The 2,734-nt window shown below is 67.9% G+C and carries 5 protein-coding genes; 4 read left to right on the top strand and 1 reads right to left on the bottom strand.

Features of this window, described 5'->3' with window-relative positions:
- The coding region (locus H0W38_RS20445) for a transposase (protein ID WP_367162499.1) at positions 1-193 on the bottom strand (193 nt) is incomplete at its 3' end.
- A gap of 337 nt (positions 194-530) precedes the next feature.
- Here H0W38_RS20445 and H0W38_RS20440 point away from each other — a divergent pair.
- From H0W38_RS20440 to H0W38_RS20425, 4 genes are all read left to right on the top strand, one after another.
- A complete protein-coding gene (locus H0W38_RS20440; RefSeq protein WP_292457644.1) occupies positions 531-980 on the top strand; it encodes a hypothetical protein in 450 nt (149 codons plus the stop codon).
- A 91-nt stretch (positions 981-1,071) separates the two neighbouring features.
- Complete coding sequence (modA, locus tag H0W38_RS20435) at positions 1,072-1,839, top strand: molybdate ABC transporter substrate-binding protein (protein ID WP_292457641.1); 768 nt, start codon at positions 1,072-1,074, stop codon at positions 1,837-1,839.
- Positions 1,839-2,513, top strand: a complete 675-nt coding sequence (gene modB / locus H0W38_RS20430) for a molybdate ABC transporter permease subunit (RefSeq protein WP_292457639.1) — start codon at positions 1,839-1,841, stop codon at positions 2,511-2,513. The genes modA and modB overlap by 1 nt, the downstream gene beginning before the upstream one ends.
- Before the next feature lie 19 nt (positions 2,514-2,532).
- Positions 2,533-2,734: ATP-binding cassette domain-containing protein (locus H0W38_RS20425; RefSeq protein WP_292457636.1), on the top strand; the 202-nt coding region annotated here is incomplete at its 3' end.

Here is a 2,734-nt window from a genome sequence, read left to right as displayed (position 1 = left end):
GTACTCGCGAACTCCGACGCTTAGGCCTCGGCTCGCGCAATGCAAGATGGGATCGCGGAACGCTTACCTTGCAGCCATGCTCTGCGACGTAGAGCACTGCGTTCAACACGGTCAGGTTCGACAGACTGACGTTGCCACGCTGCGTGGGAAGGCAATGTTCGATCTGCTCGAATTGGGCTTGCGTGATCTCCATGCATGAATTTTCTCGCATCATGCATGCTCGAATCAAGTAGTGTTAACACGCCCTAGGCAGAGGCGGCCGAGGCGCAGGCGCACTATGCAGCCGCGGCGCCCGGGCTGGGCGAGGCGTTCGCCCAAGAGATCAGGATCGCCATCGAGAAGATTCCCGAGGCGACGTTGTTGTGGTCGCCGATCACCGGCCCATCGGCACTGCGCCGGCATTGCCGACGCTCGCGGTGGATCTTTCCGCGAAGGCGGCACTCGCATAGCCGGTGCTGCTGGCTCAGGCGGCAGGTCTTGCGACGGTCACGAGTGACGGCGAGCGTCGGCGGGTGCAGGTGCGTGGCGCCGTGCCCGAAGCGCTCGCGAGCGCGCTGGTGGCCGGTCAGCGCGGCAAGCAGCGCGAACAGGTGGGCCAGCAGATCGAGCGGCACAACGCACTGGTATCGGCGGCGCAGGCGCGCGAGCATCGCGACGTGCCGTTCGAGGAGGTGCCGCGGCTGTGCTACCGGCTTCCAAGCGGCAGCGGGCAGCAAGGCGAGCTGGCCTTGCTGGAACGCGAGGCAGTGTTCGACGAAGTGGAGCTGAACCTGCTCGGCCAGACCATCGGTCTGGCCGGCTCCACGATGACAGAGCAGGCCATGGCCTGGGAGGGTCTATTCGCGCCCAAGGAGCTCGGGAAAGCCCAGATCGGCCGGCTGTGGGCCGAGCGCAGCGGCGGGCGTAGCCGTTTCGCGATCGTCTTCAAGCCGGAAGCCTGCCAAAACATGACGCAGCAGATCGACGCTGCGCTCGGCTGACCGGCCCTGACTGCCCGTCCATCGCCGAGTCCACGCAAACCGCTATAGCGGGTCGTATATTTCGGTCTCTATGTTCGGACTCGCCTCGACCATGAAACGTCCGACCCTGCGCCTGCTCCTCCTCGCCCTGTGTGGCCTGCTGCTGAGCGGCCAAGCGGCCGCCGCCGACCTCACCGTCTCCGCCGCGGCCAGCCTGACCAATGCCTTCCGCGAACTTGCGCCGCTGTTCGAGGCGAAGTACCCAGGGCACAAAGTGCAGCTCAACTTCGGCTCCTCGGGCGCGCTGATGCAGCAGATCGTCAAGGGCGCGCCGGTGGACGTGTTCGCCAGCGCCGACCAAGAGAGCATGGACCAGGCGCAGGCGCAAGGCGCCATCGAGGCCGGCAGGCGCCGCGACTTCGTCTCCAACAAGCTGGTCGTGATCGTGCCGGCGGACTCGGCCCATGCACCCCAGGCGCTCGCAGACCTCGCGCAGCCCGCCTACGAACGCATCGCCATCGGCCTGACGGACAGCGTGCCGGTGGGCCGCTACACCAAGGCGGTGCTCGAGAAGGCGGGCCTGTGGGCCGCGATCGAGCCGAAGACGATCGGCACGCAGAACGTGCGCCAAGCGCTCGACTACGTTGCCCGGGGCGAGGTCGACGCAGGCTTCGTGTATTCGACCGATGCCGCCCTGATGCCCGGCAAGGTCGAGGTGGCGAAGCGCGTGTCGACCGACAAGCCGATCCTGTACCCGATCGCGCCGGTGAAGGGCAGCCCCAACGCGGCGCCGGCCGGGCAGTTCGTCGATTTCGTGTTCTCGCCCGAGGCGCAGGCCGTGCTGGCGAAGTACGGCTTCGGCCCCCCTGACGCGCCCTGATGGAGGGCGCATGGGTCGCGCTCGCGCTGACGCTCAAGGTGGCCGGCTGGGCCACGGCGCTCAACCTCGTGCTCGGCGTGGCGGTCGGCTTCGTTCTGGCTCGCAAGCGCTTCATCGGTCGCGAACTGCTCGACTCGATGCTGACCTTGCCGATGGTGCTGCCGCCCACCGTGCTGGGCTACTACCTGCTCGTGGTGATCGGGCGGCGCGGCCCGATCGGCGGCTGGCTCGAATCGAACTTCGGCATCAACCTGATCTTCACCTGGCAGGGCGCGGTGATCGCCGCGACCATCGTCGCCTTTCCGCTGGTCTTCAAGGCAGCGCGTGCAGCGTTCGAATCGGTCGATCCGCAGCTCGAACAGGCGGCCCGTGTGCTGGGCGTGGGCGAGCTCGCGATCTTCTTTCGCGTCACTCTGCCGCTCGCCTGGCGCGGCATCCTCGCTGGCGTGCTGCTCGCCTTTGCGCGAGCCACCGGCGAGTTCGGCGCCACCCTCATGGTGGCCGGCAGCATTCCCGGCAAGACGCAGACGCTGTCGATCGCGGTGTACGAGGCGGTGCAGGCCGGACGGGACGACGTGGCGAATTTCCTCGTGCTCGTCGTCTCGGTCACCTGCGTGGCGGTGCTGCTGGCGGCCGGGCGGCTCGCGCCCGGCCGGGTGGCCGGCCAGCCATGAAGCCGCCGAGGGGGCCACGATGATCTGGGATGTCGACGTCACCAAGCGCTTCGAACACGCCGGCCGGCGTTTCGACCTGCAGGTGAGCTTTCGCAGCGACGCGCGCCGGCTGGTGCTGTTCGGTCCCTCGGGTGCGGGCAAGAGCCAAACGCTGAAGATGATCGCCGGCCTCACCACGCCCGACACCGGCCGCGTGTGCCTCGCCGGCCGCACGCTGTTCG

Source organism: Methylibium sp. (assembly GCF_013817365.1).
Lineage (GTDB): Bacteria > Pseudomonadota > Gammaproteobacteria > Burkholderiales > Burkholderiaceae_C > Methylibium.
The sequence above is the reverse complement of the archived record's forward strand: the minus strand, read 5'-3'. Positions and strand labels throughout refer to the sequence as shown.

Coding starts and splice junctions, on each gene's coding strand:
- modA (WP_292457641.1), top strand. CDS start 1,072: ATGAAACGTCCGACCCTGCGCCTGCTCCTCCTCGCCCTGTGTGGCCTG.
- modB (WP_292457639.1), top strand. CDS start 1,839: ATGGAGGGCGCATGGGTCGCGCTCGCGCTGACGCTCAAGGTGGCCGGC.